Annotated in this window: 17 protein-coding genes; 9 read left to right on the top strand and 8 right to left on the bottom strand. The window is 71.0% G+C overall.

Translation table 11 applies throughout. From position 1 onward, the window contains the following. Positions 1-85 precede the first annotated feature (85 nt). Both ABZ851_RS19400 and ABZ851_RS19395 read right to left on the bottom strand, forming a co-directional pair. On the bottom strand, positions 86-982 hold the full coding sequence (locus ABZ851_RS19400) for a 2-hydroxy-3-oxopropionate reductase (RefSeq protein ID WP_361128828.1): 897 nt from the start codon (positions 980-982) through the stop codon (positions 86-88). A 40-nt stretch (positions 983-1,022) separates the two neighbouring features. Next, entirely contained in the window at positions 1,023-1,865 is an 843-nt protein-coding gene (locus ABZ851_RS19395; protein ID WP_361128825.1) for a TIM barrel protein, read from the bottom strand. A gap of 137 nt (positions 1,866-2,002) precedes the next feature. Here ABZ851_RS19395 and ABZ851_RS19390 point away from each other — a divergent pair, with 137 nt between their 5' ends. From ABZ851_RS19390 to ABZ851_RS19355, 8 genes are all read left to right on the top strand, one after another. Further along, positions 2,003-2,272 carry a hypothetical protein gene (locus tag ABZ851_RS19390; protein WP_361128822.1) on the top strand — a complete coding sequence of 90 codons (270 nt, stop codon included), beginning with the start codon at positions 2,003-2,005 and terminating at the stop codon, positions 2,270-2,272. Further along, positions 2,269-2,649: a helix-turn-helix domain-containing protein gene (locus tag ABZ851_RS19385; protein ID WP_093491457.1), complete on the top strand. Its 381-nt coding sequence runs from the start codon at positions 2,269-2,271 to the stop codon at positions 2,647-2,649. The genes ABZ851_RS19390 and ABZ851_RS19385 overlap by 4 nt, the downstream gene beginning before the upstream one ends. Before the next feature lie 171 nt (positions 2,650-2,820). Next, positions 2,821-3,372 carry a 2-oxo-4-hydroxy-4-carboxy-5-ureidoimidazoline decarboxylase gene (gene uraD, locus ABZ851_RS19380; RefSeq protein ID WP_361128817.1) on the top strand — a complete coding sequence of 184 codons (552 nt, stop codon included), beginning with the start codon at positions 2,821-2,823 and terminating at the stop codon, positions 3,370-3,372. Continuing rightward, entirely contained in the window at positions 3,369-3,794 is a 426-nt protein-coding gene (gene uraH, locus ABZ851_RS19375; RefSeq protein WP_361128814.1) for a hydroxyisourate hydrolase, read from the top strand. The genes uraD and uraH overlap by 4 nt, the downstream gene beginning before the upstream one ends. A 7-nt stretch (positions 3,795-3,801) precedes the next feature. Beyond that, the gene (pucL, locus tag ABZ851_RS19370) at positions 3,802-4,806 is read left to right on the top strand and encodes a factor-independent urate hydroxylase (protein WP_361128811.1); all 1,005 of its coding nucleotides are present in this window, start codon (positions 3,802-3,804) and stop codon (positions 4,804-4,806) included. A gap of 84 nt (positions 4,807-4,890) precedes the next feature. Continuing rightward, positions 4,891-6,294 carry a nucleobase:cation symporter-2 family protein gene (locus tag ABZ851_RS19365; RefSeq protein WP_336054453.1) on the top strand — a complete coding sequence of 468 codons (1,404 nt, stop codon included), beginning with the start codon at positions 4,891-4,893 and terminating at the stop codon, positions 6,292-6,294. Between the two features lie 42 nt (positions 6,295-6,336). After that, positions 6,337-7,737: an 8-oxoguanine deaminase gene (locus ABZ851_RS19360; RefSeq protein WP_361128806.1), complete on the top strand. Its 1,401-nt coding sequence runs from the start codon at positions 6,337-6,339 to the stop codon at positions 7,735-7,737. 320 nt (positions 7,738-8,057) lie between these two features. Further along, the gene (locus ABZ851_RS19355; protein WP_361128950.1) at positions 8,058-9,569 is read left to right on the top strand and encodes a nucleobase:cation symporter-2 family protein; all 1,512 of its coding nucleotides are present in this window, start codon (positions 8,058-8,060) and stop codon (positions 9,567-9,569) included. 313 nt (positions 9,570-9,882) lie between these two features. On the opposite strand, the gene ABZ851_RS19350 is transcribed toward ABZ851_RS19355, so the two are convergent. From ABZ851_RS19350 to ABZ851_RS19330, 5 genes are all read right to left on the bottom strand, one after another. After that, the gene (locus ABZ851_RS19350) at positions 9,883-10,425 is read right to left on the bottom strand and encodes a GNAT family N-acetyltransferase (RefSeq protein WP_361128803.1); all 543 of its coding nucleotides are present in this window, start codon (positions 10,423-10,425) and stop codon (positions 9,883-9,885) included. Between the two features lie 135 nt (positions 10,426-10,560). Further along, positions 10,561-11,115, bottom strand: a complete 555-nt coding sequence (locus tag ABZ851_RS19345) for a TetR family transcriptional regulator (RefSeq protein ID WP_361128800.1) — start codon at positions 11,113-11,115, stop codon at positions 10,561-10,563. A 225-nt stretch (positions 11,116-11,340) separates the two neighbouring features. Then, the gene (gene aceB / locus ABZ851_RS19340; RefSeq protein WP_361128797.1) at positions 11,341-12,969 is read right to left on the bottom strand and encodes a malate synthase A; all 1,629 of its coding nucleotides are present in this window, start codon (positions 12,967-12,969) and stop codon (positions 11,341-11,343) included. 309 nt (positions 12,970-13,278) lie between these two features. Next, entirely contained in the window at positions 13,279-13,857 is a 579-nt protein-coding gene (locus ABZ851_RS19335; protein ID WP_361128794.1) for a nucleotidyltransferase family protein, read from the bottom strand. Positions 13,858-14,067: 210 nt separating this feature from the next. Next, positions 14,068-14,295, bottom strand: coding sequence for a hypothetical protein (locus tag ABZ851_RS19330; RefSeq protein WP_311623204.1), 228 nt, complete (start codon positions 14,293-14,295; stop codon positions 14,068-14,070). A gap of 327 nt (positions 14,296-14,622) precedes the next feature. On the opposite strand from ABZ851_RS19330, the gene ABZ851_RS19325 reads away from it, so the two are divergent. Beyond that, a complete protein-coding gene (locus ABZ851_RS19325; RefSeq protein WP_361128947.1) occupies positions 14,623-14,913 on the top strand; it encodes a DUF5955 family protein in 291 nt (96 codons plus the stop codon). A 36-nt stretch (positions 14,914-14,949) separates the two neighbouring features. Here the strand turns inward: ABZ851_RS19325 and ABZ851_RS19320 are convergent, their stop codons facing one another. Further along, on the bottom strand, positions 14,950-15,753 hold the full coding sequence (locus tag ABZ851_RS19320) for an IclR family transcriptional regulator (protein WP_361128791.1): 804 nt from the start codon (positions 15,751-15,753) through the stop codon (positions 14,950-14,952). Positions 15,754-15,943 lie beyond the last annotated feature (190 nt).

The raw sequence follows: 15,943 nt of genomic DNA, 5'->3' as shown, positions 1-15,943 counted from the left end.
GACGTGCTGAAGGTCCCGGGGGGAATCTGATCGAGGTCCCCTGGGCGCACTCGTGCACGGGGCCGGGGGCCGTGCCGCCGTGGGCTCAGTGCGCGGTGGGGTGCCCGGACAGACGTTCGACGCCGCGGAGGAGGGCGGAGTGGTCGAGACCGCCGTCGCCCTGGGCGCGCAGCGAGGCGACGAGGGAGGCGACGAGGGTGCCGACGGGCAGCGCGGCGCCGACCGTGCGGGCGGCGTCGGTGACGATGCCCATGTCCTTGTGGTGGAGGTCGATGCGGAAGCCGGGGGGAAAGTCGCGGTTCTTGAAGTTGTCCTTCTTGCGGGCCAGGACGGTGGAGCCGGCCAGGCCGCCGCCCAGGACGTCGAGGGCCGCGGTGAGGTCGACGCCGGACTTCTCGAGGAAGACGACGGCTTCGGCGCAGGCCTGGATGTTGATGGCGACGATCAGCTGGTTGGCGGCCTTGACGGTCTGGCCGGCGCCGTGCGGGCCGCAGTGGACGATCGTCTTGCCGAGGGCTTCCAGCAGGGGGCGGGCGGCGTCGAAGTCGGCCCGGTCGCCGCCGGCCATGATGGACAGGACGGCTTCGATGGCGCCGGCTTCGCCGCCGGAGACGGGGGCGTCCAGCACGCGGATGCCCTTGTCGGCGGCGGCGTGGGCCAGGTCGATGGAGGTCTGCGGGGTGATCGAGGACATGTCGATCAACAGGGCGCCGCGCCGGGCGTTTTCCAGGATGCCGTCGGGACCGTAGGCGATGGCTTCGACCTGGGGGGAGGCCGGGACCATGGTGATGATGACGTCGGCATCGGTGACGGCTTCGGCCAGGGAGGCGGCTGCGGTGCCGCCGGCCGCCGCGAGGCGCTGGAGTTTGTCGGCTTCGAGGGTGTAGCCGGTGACCTGGTAGCCGGCCTTGATCAGGTTTTCGGCCATGGGGGAGCCCATGATGCCGAGACCGATCCACGCGATCTTGGGCAGGTTGCTCATCGGGATGCCTCTTTCACGGTTTTCGCGGTGCGGGAAGTCGTCAGGAGCGGGCCGCACGCAGCGGGGCGGGGAGCCATGCGAAGGCGCCTGCGCTGGGTCCGTCGCCGGGCTTGTACTCCAGGCCGGTCCAGCCCTGGTAGCCGGCCTTCTTGAGGCGGCCGAGCAGGGCGGAGAAGTCGAGGTCGCCGGTGCCGGGGGCGCCGCGGCCGGGGTTGTCGGCGATCTGCACATGGGCGGTCTGGGGTGTGTAGCGGTCGATGACCTCGTCCAGGTCCTCGCCGTTCATCGACAGGTGGTAGAGGTCCATCAGGAAGCGGGTGTTGTCCAGGCCGGTGGCCGCGTTCACCGCGTCCACCACCTCGATGGCCTTCGGTGCGCTCACGATCGGGCAGTGCGGCGACTCCGGCGCGTTCAGGGCCTCGATCAGCACCGTCCCGCCCACCTCCGCGACCGCCCGCGCGGCGAACGCCAGGTTCTCCAGCGCCAGCGCGTCCTGCTCGGCGGCCGGCACCCCCGCCACCCGGTTGCCGTAGAGGGCGTTGAAGGACGTGCAGCCCAGCGAATGGCCGAACTCCACCGCCACGGGCACGTTCGCCCGGAACTTCTCCGACTCCTCGCCCGGGACCGACAGGGCCCCGCGGTCCGGGCCCGGCAGCTGCCCGGCGTAGAAGTTCAGCCCCACCAGCTGAGTCCCGGCATCCGTCAGCGCGGTGCGCAGCGCCGCCGGCTCGGCCGGCTCCGGCACCGGGGCGTCCACCCACGGCCACCACAGCTCCACCGCCGTGAAGCCCGCCGCCCGCGCGGCCGCCGGCCGCTCCAGCAGCGGAAGCTCGGTGAACAGGATCGACAGATTGACGTTGAAGCGCGTGTCCGTGAAACCCATCAGGTCCGACGCTCCCTTCCGGATAGTGGAACTGTTTTTCTGCGTATTGGAAGACTGCCTGGCGGGCTCGAAGGCTGTCAAGGGGGCCCCGGGGCAATTTCTGGTGGCCGGGCGCTCCCGCGCGTAGGTTGAGCGGCGTGCGATTGAGAGTGGAGTTCACGACGGAACCGTTCGACCTGGACGAGGCGCCGGCGCATGCGGTGGTGGCGCGGGACGTCGTCACGGGTGCCGAGCTGGACGCCGTCGACGTCGGCCCCTTCGGCAATACGGCGGAGGGCGAGGCCGAGCAGGTGCTCGGTGCCGTGGCCGCCCTGCTGCGGGAATCGCTGCAGGCGGGCGCCACCCGGGTCTCCCTGCAGGTCAATGTGATCCAGGGCGCCGTTCAGGGCGCGGGGGAGGCGACGTGACGGAGCCCGCCGACCACCCGTTCGTCCAGGCGGTCAAGCCGCTGGTCGACGCGATGGGTGGGCAGATGCTCGCGCCGGACCAGGCGCAGGGCGACGACGTCGTGCTGACCTGGGAGGGCCAGGACCGGGTGGCCGTACGGCTCCCGCATCTGTCGGACTCGCTCGACCACATCCTCGCCGAGCTCCAGCGCCGGCACGGCATGCCGCTGGCGGAGCTGGACCGCAAGACCAAGCAGTCGGTGGTGCGGATACTCGAGTCCCGCGGGGCCTTCTCGGTCCGCCACGGGGTGGAGACCGTCGCCACCGCCCTCGGCGTCAGCCGCTTCACCGTTTACAACTACCTGAACAGGGACAACGCGGCGAAGGGCACCGACTGAGGGCGAAGCGGGCCGAGATCGGCTCCGGTCGCCGGAACCGTCGCCCGGATTCGCCGGACGGCGGCATTTGTGCCGCCGAGTTTTCAACAAAGTGTTGACGTGTTGTTGCCAGGGGTCTTAGCTGTTTCCAGCCAAGCAGAGCTGTCCAGCACCAGGCCACGGAGGCTTCCCGTGTCTACGCGTTCACCACGCTCGACGGGGGACACCCCCGAGCCCACGCCGGGCCTCACCCGGTTCAACACCGCCGACGACGAGGCGGCCCTGGCCGCACTGCACGAGGTGTGTGCCAGCCGGGCTTGGGGCGGCAAGGTTCTCGCGCGGCGTCCCTACGCCACCGCCGATGCCCTGTTCGCCGCGAGCGACGCCGCCATGGCCGAGCTGACCGCCGAGGATCTGGCCGAGGCGATGGCCGGGCACCCGCAGATCGGCCGTCCGAAGCCGGGCGACCCCACTTCGCGCCGTGAGCAGAGCGGGATGGCCGGCGCCTCCGAAGCGCTCAAGGCCGAGATGCTCGAACTCAACCTGGCCTACCAGGAGAAGTTCGGGCATGTCTTCCTGATCTGTGCCTCCGGCCGGACCGGAGAGGAGATGCGCGACGCCGTCCGTGACCGGATCGACAACACGCCGGAACAGGAACGCGAGATCGTGCGTGCGGAACTCGGCAAGATCAACCGCATCCGCCTCACCCGTATCGCCGAGCACGCAGAAGGAGACGCAGCATGAGCAGCGAGACGGCCACGCCGACGTCGGTGTCCACGCACATCCTGGACACCAGCGTGGGCCGCCCCGCGGAGGGCGTCGCCCTCACGCTCGCGGTGCGCTCCGGCCGCGACGGCGCCTGGACCGCCCACGGCGCGTCCACGACCGATGCGGACGGACGCTGCAAGGACCTGCCGGCCCTGCCGGAAGGCACCACCCATGTGCGCCTCGACTTCGCCGTCGAGGAGTACTTCGTTTCGCCCCAGCACCGCGCACACCACAAGGCAACCCAGCAAGCCGAGGAACAGCAGGACGCCCCCCGCGTAAGGGACAGCGGAGCTTTCTTCCCGGAGGTGGCGATCACCTTTGCCGTCACGCCGGGCGAGCACTATCACGTACCGCTGCTGCTCAACCCGTTCGGCTACTCCGTATACCGAGGGAGCTAGCACCGACATGACTGCCCAATCCCGCCCGGCCCGCGCTGCCGATTCCCGCCCGGCCCGCGCTGCCGATTCCCGCCCGGCCCGCCCTGTGATTCTCGGCCAGAACCAGTACGGCAAAGCGGAGAACCGCGTCGTCAAGATCACCCGCGACGGCGACCGGCACCACATCAAGGACCTGAACGTCTCGGTCTCGCTCTCCGGCGACCTGGAAGAGGTCCACCTCTCCGGCTCCAACGCCCACTGCCTGCCCACCGACACGACCAAGAACACCGTGTACGCCTTCGCCAAGGAGCACGGGATCGAGTCGGCCGAGCAGTTCGGCATCCACCTGGCCCGGCACTTCGTCACCAGCCAGGAGCCGATCCACCGGGCCCGCATCCGGATCGAGGAGTACGCCTGGGAGCGGATCGCCCCCTCCGACGCCAACTCCCGCTTCATCGGCGCCGACGAGGTCCAGCACTCCTTCGTCCGCAAGGGCCAGGAGACCCGCCTGACCGAGATCACCTATGACGGGGAGCGGTGGCAGGTCATCTCCGGCCTCAAGGACCTCGTGGTGATGAACTCCACCAACTCGGAGTTCTGGGGCTACATCAAGGACAAGTACACGACGCTGAAGGAGGCCTACGACCGCATCCTGGCCACCGAGGTGTCCGGCCGCTGGCGGTTCAACTGGACCGACGACGAGCAGCGGATGCCGAACTGGGAGCGTTCGTACGAGCAGGTCAAGAAGCACATGCTGCAGGCGTTCGCGGAGACGTACAGCCTCTCGCTCCAGCAGACCCTGTACCAAATGGGCGCGCGTGTGATCAACCACCGTTCGGAGGTCGACGAGATCCGCTTCTCGCTCCCGAACAAGCACCACTTCCTCGTGGACCTGGAGCCGTTCGGGCTGAAGAACGATACCGCCGAGGGCGCCGTGTATTACGCGGCCGACCGCCCGTACGGCCTGATCGAAGCCACTGTTCTGCGCGACGGTGTCGAGCCCGAGATCCCGGTGGATCTGACGAACCTCTAGCGGCTTTGACGCAACGCCGTGCCGCGTGTGCCCCTCCCCACCCCGCGGCGGGGAGGGGCACACGGAACCCGAGGGGAACGACCCATGGCACAGCACACGCACGCCCCGCACCACCCCGCGCCACCGGTCCACCCGGTGGACGAGAAGCCGGCCGTCAGACGGCTCGTCCCGGCCGCGCTCCAGCACATCGCCGCCATGTACGCCGGTGTCGTCACCCCTCCGCTCATCATCGGCCAGGCCGTCGGCCTGGACGCCGCGGGCCGGACCCGGCTGATCGCCGCCGGCCTGCTCATCGCCGGGCTCGCCACGCTCCTGCAGACGCTCGGTGTCCGCCACTTCGCCGGCAACCGCCTGCCGTTCGTCAACGCGGCCAGCTCCGCCGGCATCACACCGATGCTCGCCATCGCCGAGACCACCGCCAAAGGCCACCAACTCCCCGCGGTCTACGGCGCGGTGATGGTCGCCGGGGCCTTCTGCCTCGCCGTCGGACCGTTCTTCGGCAGACTGCTGCGCTTCTTCCCGCCGCTGGTCACCGGCGTCGTCATCACCCTCATCGGGGTCACCCTGATGCCCGTGCCGGTCGGCTGGGCGCAAGGCGGCGACGCACGGGCCGCGGACTTCGGCGCCATGCGGCACCTGGCGCTCGCCGCCTTCACCCTCGTGGTGATCCTGCTCGTCCAGCGCTTCGCCCGCGGATTCCTCCGGCAGATCGCGCTGCTGGCCGGCCTGGTCGTCGGCACGCTCGCCGCGATCCCCTTCGGAATGGCGGACTTCGACGCGCTGCGCACGGCCCCGGTCGCCGCGCTGCCCACCCCGTTCTCCTTCGGCGCCCCCGAGTTCCACCCCGCCGCGATCCTCTCGCTGTGCCTGGTGATGCTGGTGCTGATGACGGAGTCCTCAGCCGGCATGCTGGCGCTCGGCGAGATCTGCGACCGCCCGGCCACCGGCGCCACCCTCACCCGGGGACTGCGCACCGACGGCCTCGCCACCCTGCTCGGCCCCGTCTTCGGCGGCTTCCCGACCAGCGCCTTCGCCCAGAACGTCGGCGTGGTCTCGCTGACCCGGGTGCGCAGCCGGTACGTCGTCGCGCTGGCCGGCGCCACCCTGCTGGTCCTCGGTGCCTTCCCCGTCCTCGGCGCGGTGGTCTCGCTGGTGCCGATGCCGGTCCTCGGCGGCGCGGGCATCGTGCTGTTCGGATCGATCGCGGTCAGCGGCATCCGTACGCTCGCCGAGGCCGGTCTGGACGAGAGCTCCCACATCGTCCTGGTGGCCGTCTCGCTCGGCGCCGGCCTCGTCCCGCTCGCCGCACCGTCCTTCTACGACGACTTCCCCGCCTGGGCACAGACCGTGCTCGGCTCGGGGATCAGCGCCGGCGCCCTGGTCGCGGTGCTGCTCAACCTGTTCTTCCATCACCTCGGCACCCGGAGCACCCCACGGGCGGCGGTACTGTCAGCCGCCTCGCCCGGCTCCGGCACTCAAATCCCGTAGGGCCATGCCGTGCCCACCGCCGGAACCGAAAGTAGGAGCACCATGGCTGCCTCGGCATCCCCTGAGGGCGCGATCGAGCGCCTCGTCATCGAGAACTGCGCCATCGCGACGGTCGACGCCCACGACACCGAGTACGCCACCGGCCATGTCGTCGTCGCCGGGAACGTCATCGAGTCGGTCGGTGCGGGCAAGGCGCCCGAGGGACTGGCGGGTGTCGTCCGCCGGATCGACGGCACCGGGCACCTGGTCACCCCCGGCCTGATCAACACCCACCACCACTTCTACCAGTGGATCACCCGGGGCCTGGCCACCGACCACAACCTGTTCAACTGGCTGGTCGCGCTCTACCCGACGTGGGCCCGGATCGACGCCCCGATGCTCGCCGCGGCCACCCAGGGCTCGCTGGGCATGATGGTCAAGGGCGGCGTCACCACCGCCTCCGACCACCACTACGTCTTCCCGCGGGGCTCCGGCGACCTCGTCGCCGCCGAGCTCGCGGCCGCCGCCGGGATCGGCGCCCGGATCACCCTCGCCCGCGGCTCCATGGACCGCAGCGAGAAGGACGGCGGACTGCCCCCGGACTTCGCCGTCGAGACCACCGAGGGCGCCCTGCTGGCGACCGAGGAGGCCATCGACGCCCACCACGACGCCTCCTTCGGCTCGATGGTGCAGATCGCCGCCGCGCCCTGCTCGCCGTTCTCCGTGTCCACCGAACTCATGCGGGAGGGCGCCGAGCTGGCCCGCCGCAAGGGCGTACGGATGCACACCCACGGCTCGGAGACCGTGGAGGAGGAGAAGTTCTGTCACGAGCTGTTCGGCATGGGCCCGACCGACTACTTCGAGTCCACCGGCTGGCTCGGTGACGACGTGTGGATGGCGCACTGCGTCCACATGAACGACTCCGACATCGCCGCCTTCGCCCGCACCGGCACCGGCGTCGCGCACTGCCCGTCCTCCAACGCCCGCCTCGCGGCCGGGATCGCCCGCGTCCCCGACATGCTCGCGGCCGGCGTCCCGGTCGGCCTCGGCGTCGACGGCACCGCCTCCAACGAGTCCGGTGAACTCCACACCGAGCTGCGCAACGCCCTGCTGATCAACCGTCTCGGCGCCCACCGGGAGGCCGCGCTCAACGCCCGCAAGGCGCTGCGGCTGGGCACCTACGGCGGTGCGCAGGTCCTCGGCCGGAGCGCCGAGATCGGTTCGCTGGAAGCCGGCAAGCTCGCCGACCTGGTGCTCTGGAAGCTGGACGGCCTCGGCCACTCCTCCATCGCCGACCCGGTCACCGCCCTGGTCTTCGGCCCGGCCGCACCGGTCACCCTCTCCCTCGTGGGCGGCCGGCCGGTCGTCGAGGACAACCACCTCAGCAACGTCGACGAGGACGCCGTCGCCCGCACCGCGCGGGCCGAGGCGCAGCGTCTGGCCCGGATCGCCGCCGAGGGCTGACCCTCGGCGCGGCCGCGGCCGACGCCACCCCTGAACTCGGCCGGGAGGGACGGCTCCCGGCCGGGCTTGTGGATCCGAGCGGGGTCCACAAGCGCCGGACCCGGGGGTGCGGGATCTTCTCGTACCCCCGGGCCGGTCGGCTCCCACCCCCGGGCCGGCCGGCCCCACCGCCGTCCGTGCGCGCCACGAGCGCGGAGTCCCGCAGCATCGCTCACCAGGCAACTGTCTGCACCACGCACCACATGGCAAGCCCTCCGTGACAGCCTCGCCTCGCCGGCCCCCGGCGACGCAGAAAACGAAGGAGGCCCGCAGTGGCCGCAATGACCGGGCAGAAGCCGGAGGAGGACCGGGAGCATCCGGTCGACCGGACCCTCCCGCCCCTCAAGATGTTCACCAGCGGCCTCCAGCACGTGGCCGCGATGTACGCGGGAGTGGTGGCCCCGCCGATGATCGTGGGACCGGCCTGCGGGCTGAGCGCCACCGAGACCGCGTTCCTGATGGGTGCCAGCCTCTTCACCGCGGGCATCGCGACGCTGCTGCAGACGCTGGGCTTCTGGAAGGTCGGCGCCAAGCTGCCCTTCGTCAACGGGGTTTCGTTCGCCGGTGTCACCCCCATGGTGGCCATCGGCAAGGCGCACGGCCCCGCCGACGCACTGCCGGTCATCTTCGGCGCGGTGATCGTCGCCGGTGTGCTGGGATTCCTCCTCGCCCCCTACTTCTCCAAGCTCGTACGGTTCTTCCCGCCGGTGGTCACCGGCACCGTCATCACCCTGATCGGCGTCTCCCTGCTGCCGGTGGCCTTCAACTGGTCCCAGGGGGGCAACGACCGGGCCCCGGACTACGGTTCGCTGACGAACATCGGCATGGCCGCGCTGACCTTCCTGATCGTGCTGGTGCTGCGCCGGGTGCTGCGCGGATTCCTCCAGCAGATCGCGATCCTGCTCGGCCTGGTCGCCGGCACCCTGATCGCGATACCCGTCGGCATCACCCACTTCTCCGCCCTCTCCCAGGCGTCCCTGATCGGTTTCCCGACGCCGTTCCACTTCGGCGTCCCGCAGTTCGACGTCGCCGCGATCGTCTCCATGTGCATCGTGATGCTGGTCTGTATGACCGAGTCGACGGCCGACATGCTGGCCCTCGGCAGGATCGTCGACCGCCCGGCGGACGAGCGCACCATCGAGGGCGGACTGCGCGCCGACACCCTCGGCACGGCCCTCAGCCCGCTCTTCAACGGCTTCGCCAACAGCGCCTTCGCACAGAACATCGGCCTGGTCGCGATGACCAAGGTGCGCAGCCGCTTCGTCGTGGCCACCAGCGGTCTGATCCTGATCGTGCTGGGCCTGTGCCCGGTGGCCGCCTCGGTCATCTCGCTGGTCCCGCTGCCGGTCCTCGGCGGCGCCGGCATCGTGCTCTTCGGCTCGGTGGCCGCCAGCGGCATCCAGACCCTGGCCTCCGCAGCGATGGAGAAGGGCGACAACGCCCTGATCGTCGCCGCGGCCGTCGGCATCGGCCTGATCCCCATCGCCGCACCGGACTTCTACCACAACCTCCCCAAGGACCTGCTGGTCGTCCTGGACTCCGGCATCAGCACCGGCTGCCTGGTCGCCATCGTCCTCAACCTCGTCTTCAACCACTTCGACCGGAAGACGCCGGACACGGAGGGGAACGCCGAGGGGGAGGCCCTGGGAGACACGGACACGGACACGGACACGGACACGGACACGGACGCGGCCGCGGCAGCCGCCGTCCCGTCCGATCCGGCGACCACACCGCAGCCCGTCCCCGCCACGGCGGCCGACACCGACGAGCCCGCGGCGGCAACCGCCCACTGACGTGGGGACAGTGCGACGGCCGCTACGGGCAGACGCGGCTGTGGCTGTCTGACGCCCCCCCCTCGCGGCTGTGACTGCCTGACGCCCCCTCGGGGCCGGCCATGGAGTGCGCTCATGCGAGCTGTAGTGATCGACCGCGAGGGGAAGTCCCAACTGGAGCGGCGGCCGGTCCCGGTCGTTCCCCTGCTCGCCCACGGTCGCTTGCGGGTCCCCGTGGACACGACCTTCTCCCTTGACCGGTACGCCGAGGCCTACGCCCGGCTCGCCGGCCCGGGTAAGTTCGGCAAGCAGGCTGCCGTCCCCGTAGCTGCCATCAACGAGTGGTGGCGACGTACTGGTCCGACGACAGCTCGAACACCCGCACCCGCCGACCACAGGCGGGATTGACGGTCTCACGGACCGGGTGCATCCCCAGTTTGGTCATGATCCGTTCGGAGGCGTCGTTGCCCACTTGAGCGATGCTGACGACCCGCTCCAGCCCTCGCTCTTCGAACCCGAACCGCACAGCGGCCGCAGCGGCCTCGGTGGCCAGGCCCTGCCCCCAGTGGGAACGCCCCAGCCGCCAGCCGACCTCAACCGCCGGCAGCACCTCCGGCAAGAAGTCGGGCACCGAATGGCCGGTGAACCCGGCCAGCTCGCCAGTGGACCGGATCTCCACGGCGAACAGGCCGAAGCCCCGTGTCTCCCACTCGCTCTCCCATGCCTGGATCCCTGTGCGAGTCTGCTGTTCGTCACGGACACTGCCGTCACGGATCCACCGCATGACCTCGGGATCGGCATTGACGGCTGCCATGGGCGCAACGTCTTCCTCGCGCCAGCGACGCAGGATCAAACGGGGAGTCTCAAGCGTGAGCATCCAGTCATTCTGAATCACACATGGGCTCCTCGGCATGGGCTCCTCCGCATGGGGCTCTCCGCATGGGGCGCTGTGTGCGGCGCGGTGCTCTGTGCGGGCCCGCGGCTGTGCGGTGGCCGGAACTCCTCCGTCCCTTCAGTCCAGCAGCCCGCCCAGCAGCTCGCGAAGCCCTGGCCTCGGGTCGAATTCCTCGTCAGGAAAGGAGAGTTGGCGGAAGGCGACGCCGTCCATGTAGTCGCAGAGGATCGCGCAGTGCCGCCGCGGCGCCGGCGAGCCGATGCGCCGCAGCCACTCCGCTCCCCAGTCGATGACGGTCTCGCGGCCGCGGGCGAGTGCCTGGCGGAGCTCGGGGCGGGACCAGGATTCCAGGTAGAGCGCGAAGCGGGCGGCGGTCCTGGCCCGCTCGGGGCCGGTGGTGTACCGGAGGAACCGGGCGACGGTATCGGCGAGTTCACCAGCGTCGGCCGGGTCGGCCGCCGCGGCGAAGGCCTCCCAGTCGCGGTGGTCCAGGGCCTGGACGTGGTCGACGATGCCGTCGATCAGGGCCGCCCGGTTGCGGAAGTAGTTGGAGGCGGTGCCCGACGGGACCCCTGCCGCGGCATCCACGGCCTGGTAGGTCAGTCCCCGTGCCCCCGCGCTGCCCAGGACCTGGATGCCTGCGTCCAGCACCTGCTCCCGCCGTCGTGCCACTTTGAGCGCCCTTCGTGCCGAACCGGTTCTTACTACGCTTGTAGTGCCGAGCCACTATAAGACGTAGCCCCGTGGCGCGCTGATCGCCGAGGCGGCCTTCCTGGCCGAGTACGCCGCGGCCTACCGGGCCGGGTGCCCCGTAAGGGCGAGGGGCCGGTACGTACCGCACCGCGGTGTACGTACCGGCCTCTCGGGGGTGAAGGGGAGCCCCCTACGGGCGAAGCCTCAGCCCAGCAGCTCGTACGCGGGCAGCGTCAGGAACTCCGTGTAGTTCTCGTCCAGGGCGACCCGGAGCAGCAGGTCGTGGGCCTGCTGCCACCTGCCGGAGGTGAAGGCGTCCTCGCCGACCTCGGCGCGGATGGCGGCCAGTTGCTCCGCGGCGACCGCGCGCACCAGCTCGGCGGTGGCCTTCTCGCCGTTCTCGAAGACGACCCCCGCGTCGACCCACTGCCAGATCTGGGAGCGGGAGATCTCGGCGGTGGCGGCGTCCTCCATGAGGCCGAAGATGGCGACGGCGCCCAGACCGCGCAGCCAGGCCTCGATGTAACGGGTGCCGACCTGGACCGCGTCGATCAGGCCCTGGTAGGTGGGCTTGGCGTCCAGGGAGTCGATCGCGATCAGATCGGCGGCCTGGACGTCGACGTCCTCGCGCAGGCGGTCCTTCTGGTGCGGCTTGTCGCCGAGGACCGCGTCGAAGGAGGCGCGGGCGACCGGGACCAGGTCGGGGTGGGCGACCCAGGAGCCGTCGAAGCCGTCGCCGGCCTCGCGGTCCTTGTCGTTCTTGACCTTGGCGAGGGCCTTCTCGTTGGCCTCGGGGTCGCGGCGGTTGGGGATGAAGGCCGCCATGCCGCCGATCGCGTGCGCCCCGCGCTTGTGGCAGGTGCGGACGAGGAGTTCGGTGTAGGCGCGCATGAACGGGGCGGTCATCGTGACCGCGTTGCGGTCCGGGAGGACGAACTTGGCGCCGCCGTCACGGAAGTTCTTGACGATGGAGAAGAGGTAGTCCCAGCGGCCGGCGTTCAGCCCCGAGGCGTGGTCGCGCAGCTCGTACAGGATCTCCTCCATCTCGTACGCGGCCGTGATGGTCTCGATCAGGACGGTGGCGCGCACGGTGCCCTGCGGGATGCCGAGATAGTCCTGCGCGAAGACGAAGATCTCGTTCCAGAGGCGGGCCTCCAGGTGCGACTCGGTCTTCGGCAGGTAGAAGTACGGGCCCTTGCCCAGGTCCAGCAGGCGCTGGGCGTTGTGGAAGAAGTAGAGGCCGAAGTCGACCAGCGCACCGGGCACCGGCCGGCCCTCGAACTGGAGGTGGCGCTCGTCCAGGTGCCACCCGCGCGGGCGCATCACGACGGTGGCCAGCTCCCCGGCGGGCTTGAGGGCGTACGACTTCCCGGAGGCGGGGTCGGTGAAGTCGATCCGGCGCTCGTAGGCGTCGATCAGGTTGAGCTGGCCGGAGACGACGTTCTCCCAGGTCGGGGCGGAGGCGTCCTCGAAGTCGGCGAGCCAGACCCTGGCGCCCGAGTTGAGCGCGTTGATCGTCATCTTGCGGTCGGTGGGGCCGGTGATCTCCACCCGACGGTCGTTGAGCGCGGCGGGCGCCCCGGCCACCCTCCAGCTGTCGTCCGCGCGGATCTCCGCGGTCTCGGGGAGGAAGTCCAGGGTGCTGGTCCGGGCGATCTCCGCACGGCGCCCGGCGCGGCGGGCGAGCAGTTCGTCGCGGCGCGGGGTGAACCGGCGGTGCAGCTCGGCGACGAAGGTGAGCGCGGCGTCGGTAAGGACCTCGCCCTGGCGTTCGGGGGCGTGAGCGGGGTCGACGTCGACGATGGCCAGCGGGGACGGCGCTGGTGCGGACATGCGTGTCACTCCATTCAGCGGCGGTGCCTGGCGGCCTCCGGAAGCACCGGGCGGCACCGGGTGCCGCGGGCTCCGGAATACGGTCGCGGGCGCCGTCAGGGTTCAGGGCGCTTCTGACCAGTGGAGACTAGTTTCCTTATCGCGGAACTTCAATGGTTTGTTGATGTCAAGATTCTCCGAGTCGACACAAGCGGTGATCGAATGGCTCTCGGTGCCATGCCGATCACTCTCCATTACCGCTTCCCCTGCATCTACTCCCTTGCGCCGCACGGGAGTTGCCGAGGGGCGTACGCGGCCGCCGCGGACCGGTCACCGCAGGCGGTGCAGATCCTCCGGCGTGTCGATGTCGTACGGCTCGGCGATGTCGGAGCACTCGACGAGGGTGAGCGCGTCCGCATGCTCCTGGAGGTAGGCGCGCGCACCGCGGTCGCCCGTCGCGGTGGCGGCGATGTCCGGCCAGCGGCCGGCGCCGAAGAGGACCGGATGGCCCCGGCGGCCGTCGTACGCCGCGGAGGCGAGCGAGGTGCCGCCCGTGTACGCCGCCACCACCCGCGCCACCGCGGCGGCCCCGATGCCCGGCTGGTCCACCAGCGACACCACCACCGCATCCGCCCCCGAACCGGCCAGCGCGGCGAGGCCCACACGCAGCGAGGAGCCCATACCCTGGGCCCAGTCCGGGTTTTCCGAGACGCCGTACGCCGAGAGATCGGCCCGTTCCCGCACGGAACCGGCGGCCGCCCCCAGCACGATGTGCACGGGGTCGCAGCCGCCGTCCCACAGTGCCCGTGCGGCGTGTTCGACCAACGGCCGTCCCCGGTGGTCGAGCAGCGCTTTGGGCCGTCCTCCCAGGCGGCGCCCGCCGCCCGCGGCGAGCAGCAGGCCGGCCACCCTCCCCCCGGGCCGCCCGGCGTGCCGCGGCCCCTCATCGGTGCCCGGCCGGGCGTGTGGTGACTGTTCTTGCGGTGCTCCCGGCCGTCCGGGCGTCCTCGGCGTCATGGGGACTGCTTACCTCATGGAGGGTGCTTGCCTCAGGGGGCTGCTTCCCTCGTGGCGCCCGGCCTCCCGGTCCGGTGAGGGCGGTTCGCCCGGGGGTGCCGGTCAGGCCGCGTCGCCGGCGGCCCGGGGGCGGGGGATGCCCGGCCGCAGCCGGTCGCGCAGGTGAGGTGTGCGTTCCTCCGCGCGCCGGCGCTCGGCGACGTAACGGTGTATGTGCTCCAGGGTGATCTCCGAGGCATCGGAGAGGCCGTACGCGCGGCAGATGAGTTGCACGACGCTGACGCCGCGGTGGTGGTTCGAGCCGGTGTCGGGGCCGGAGTTGGACTCCATGACACTCTCCGATTCGGTGATATGCCGGATATTTCCTTGAAAGGGAGAATGCTCCATCTCGCTGCGGCATACGCTTCGGACCGTGCGCACCCACACCAAAGGGTGGCGAGGGGAACGCATGTGCTGACGCATCGTCAGGTCGATTCGGGGTATGGCGCGGCACGGCCGTTCCGGGCTGTTCCCGGCCGCTTCCGCTCGGTGATCCGGTTTTTTCGCTCTCCGTGTGGCGCCATCAGCGCAGAGTGGCGTTAACTGTCCGGCATGGCGGAACGGGCAACGGCCTTGGAGGACGCCGTCGTTGTGGAGCAGCTGCAGAGGGACGGACGGGTGACCGGGGTCGAGGACGACCCACGGGTCCAGGAGCTACGCGGGGCGGTGGCCCGGCTGCGTCGGCAACTGGCATTGCTTCCGGGCGAGTTACCGGATCGGGTGGCGGCCGATGACGAGCTGGCCGCGCTGGACGCGATGGTGAGCCACGGCCTGCCGGAGGTGCCCCGGCTGCGCCGTTCGCTGCTGCTGATCGCCGGGGCGGTCGGCTCGGTGAGTGCGCTGTCGCCCGCGCTCACCGAGGTGCGTGCGGGGATCGACCGCTTCGGTGAGCTGCCGCGCGGCCGGTGACCGCGTACCCGGGCGGGTACGCGGGGTCCGCTGCGCCTACGCCGGCGTCTGATTGGCCAGCGCCACCGACAGCTGCGCCGCGACGTCCTGCAGCACCGGGACGATCTTGTCCGTCGCGGCCTCGGTCACCCGTCCGGTCGGTCCGGAGATGGAGATCGCCGCCGAGGTGGGGGAGTTGGGCACCGGCACCGCGAGGCAGCGGACGCCGATCTCCTGCTCGTTGTCGTCGACCGCGTAGCCCAGGCGGCGCACATCGGCGAGGGCTTCCAGGAAGCGGTCCGGGTTGGTGATGGTCTTCTCGGTCGCGGCCGGCATGCCCGTGCGGCCGAGCAGGGCGCGGACCTCCTCCGGGGAGTGATGGGCCAGCAGGGCCTTGCCGACGCCGGTGGAGTGCGGCAGCACCCGCCGGCCGACCTCGGTGAACATCCGCACCGCGTGCCGCGAGGGCACCTGGGCGACATAGACGATCTCGTCACCGTCGAGCAGCGCCATGTTGGCGGTCTCGCCGGTCTCCTCGACCAGGCGGGCCAGGAACGGCCGGGCCCAGGTGCCCAGCAGCCGGGAGGAGCTTTCGCCGAGCCGGATCAGGCGCGGGCCGAGTGCGTAGCGGCGGTTGGGCTGCTGCCGGACGTAGCCGCAGGCGACGAGCGTGCGCATCAGGCGGTGGATGGTGGGCAGCGGCAGCCCGCTGCTGCTGGAGAGCTCGCTCAGGCCCACCTCGCCACCGGCGTCGGCCATCCGCTCCAGCAGGTCGAAGGCGCGCTCAAGGGACTGGACGCCGCCGCTGGCGCCCGCGGGCTTGGCTTCGGCGGCGGAGGTGCTGGCGCTGGACGACGGCACGTCGCGTTCCTTTCGGGGCGGGTCGGATCGGTCTCGGCCGGTGCCGGCGGGCGCCGGGCCCGACCGGAGAAGCCTACCGGTCCCGTTACGCGGGCACACGGTCTCTCGCACACTCGTTCCCGCCGGTCAGGCCCTCTTTGTCTCACGGTGCGAGCTGACCGGCAAGCTCCTAGCCGCGAACCCTTGACGG

Source organism: Streptomyces sp. NPDC047049 (assembly GCF_040643995.1).
GTDB classification, from domain to species: domain Bacteria; phylum Actinomycetota; class Actinomycetes; order Streptomycetales; family Streptomycetaceae; genus Streptomyces; species Streptomyces mooreae.
This window is presented reverse-complemented; position numbering and strand designations above follow the sequence as displayed.

What these genes read in the sequence shown, in the direction of transcription:
- ABZ851_RS19400 (WP_361128828.1), bottom strand. Translation starts at nt 982, where the DNA reads ATGAGCAACCTGCCCAAGATCGCGTGGATCGGTCTCGGCATCATGGGC.
- ABZ851_RS19395 (WP_361128825.1), bottom strand. Translation starts at nt 1,865, where the DNA reads ATGGGTTTCACGGACACGCGCTTCAACGTCAATCTGTCGATCCTGTTC.
- uraH (WP_361128814.1), top strand. Translation starts at nt 3,369, where the DNA reads ATGAGCAGCGAGACGGCCACGCCGACGTCGGTGTCCACGCACATCCTG.
- pucL (WP_361128811.1), top strand. Translation starts at nt 3,802, where the DNA reads ATGACTGCCCAATCCCGCCCGGCCCGCGCTGCCGATTCCCGCCCGGCC.
- ABZ851_RS19365 (WP_336054453.1), top strand. Translation starts at nt 4,891, where the DNA reads ATGGCACAGCACACGCACGCCCCGCACCACCCCGCGCCACCGGTCCAC.
- ABZ851_RS19360 (WP_361128806.1), top strand. Translation starts at nt 6,337, where the DNA reads ATGGCTGCCTCGGCATCCCCTGAGGGCGCGATCGAGCGCCTCGTCATC.
- ABZ851_RS19355 (WP_361128950.1), top strand. Translation starts at nt 8,058, where the DNA reads ATGACCGGGCAGAAGCCGGAGGAGGACCGGGAGCATCCGGTCGACCGG.
- ABZ851_RS19350 (WP_361128803.1), bottom strand. Translation starts at nt 10,425, where the DNA reads ATGCTCACGCTTGAGACTCCCCGTTTGATCCTGCGTCGCTGGCGCGAG.
- aceB (WP_361128797.1), bottom strand. Translation starts at nt 12,969, where the DNA reads ATGTCCGCACCAGCGCCGTCCCCGCTGGCCATCGTCGACGTCGACCCC.
- ABZ851_RS19330 (WP_311623204.1), bottom strand. Translation starts at nt 14,295, where the DNA reads ATGGAGTCCAACTCCGGCCCCGACACCGGCTCGAACCACCACCGCGGC.